Origin of the sequence: Mesorhizobium sp. M4A.F.Ca.ET.050.02.1.1 (assembly GCF_003997725.1) — a bacterium.
Lineage (GTDB): Bacteria > Pseudomonadota > Alphaproteobacteria > Rhizobiales > Rhizobiaceae > Mesorhizobium.
On record NZ_RZSG01001192.1, the window covers coordinates 1 to 1,218 of the forward strand.

Sequence of the window (1,218 nt, forward strand, 5' to 3'; positions counted from 1 at the left end):
TGCTTGGGCCGACGCTTGCCCTGCTCAACCTGCGCCTGGGGTTCTGGCTTCCAAACCCGAGCGGGATTGCGCTTGGAAAGCGGCCCTCGCGGCGCAGTTGGGAAGACATCCTGCGGCTGTATCTGCTCGCGGAGGCGACGGGGCAGCTGAGGTCCGACAGTTCGCGGGTCTACATCACCGATGGCGGCCACATCGACAATATCGGCCTCTACCAACTGCTCAAGCGCAGGTGCAAGCTGATCATCGTGGTCGACGCCGAGGCCGATGCCGGCGTGAATTTCGGCGCCTTCACCGACGTCCAACGCTTCGCGCGGATCGATCTCGGCGTGCGCATCTCGCTCGACTGGCGACCGGTCAGGGACGCGGCGCTGGCGCGCGACGCCAACCGCACCAAGATAGTCCCGCCGGAATCGGATTTGCATCTGCGGCATTTCGCGGTCGGCAAGATCCTCTACGAGAATGATCCGGTCGAAGGCATCCTTGTCTACGTCAAGGCGTCGGTTACCGGCGATGAGCCCGACTATGTCCTCGATTACGAGCGCCGATACCCGCTTTTCCCGCATGAATCGACCAGCGATCAGTTCTTCTCGGAAGAGCAGATGGAGGCCTATCGCGCACTTGGATTCCACGCCATGCGGGTAGCGCTTCGCGAACGGCCGCATACGGCTGAGATCAACGCCGAGGACAGCGCGCAGGCAAGTCTGGTTGCCTTGCTGAAGATGCGTCTGGGCAATCAGGGGCAAGAGATCAGATAGCGCATCGAGGACGCCCCGGTGATTACCGGGGCGTTGCGAGCAGGTCGCTCAGTTCGGCCTTGCCACCGGCGTCACCGCGACCTGGCTGACGCCGGTCCGCCGCACCACGGTGCAAAGCGTCTCGCGGCCGATGCGCTCGGCGTCGAGCATGCGCACGAGGTCGTCGACGCCGGTGACCGGACGGCCATCTATCGCGGCGATGATGTCGCCTTCCTTCAGCCCGGCCCTTGCTGCCGGGCTGTTCTTCTCGACGCTGCGCAGGCGCACGGCGGTGCTGCTCGAGACCTGCGACAGAAGGGCGGCGCGGCGCGGCAAATTGGTGGTGTCGGCGGAGACGCCGATAAAGGCGCGTCGCACGCGGCCGAAGCGGATGATCTCCGAAATGACGAAATTGGCGGTGTTGGAGGCGACGGCGAAGGCAATGCCTTGCGCGCCGTGGATCATGGCGGGGTTGGCGCCGATC

General features: G+C 64.8%; 1 protein-coding gene and 1 pseudogene. One reads left to right on the forward strand and one right to left on the reverse strand.

Translation table 11 applies throughout. From position 1 onward, the window contains the following. Positions 1-755: pseudogene (locus EOA33_RS39550) on the forward strand (hypothetical protein); the annotation flags it as partial. A 48-nt stretch (positions 756-803) separates the two neighbouring features. On the opposite strand, the gene EOA33_RS36215 reads toward EOA33_RS39550, so the two are convergent. Further along, on the reverse strand, positions 804-1,218 hold a 415-nt coding region (locus EOA33_RS36215), incomplete at its 5' end, for a PDZ domain-containing protein (RefSeq protein WP_127407759.1).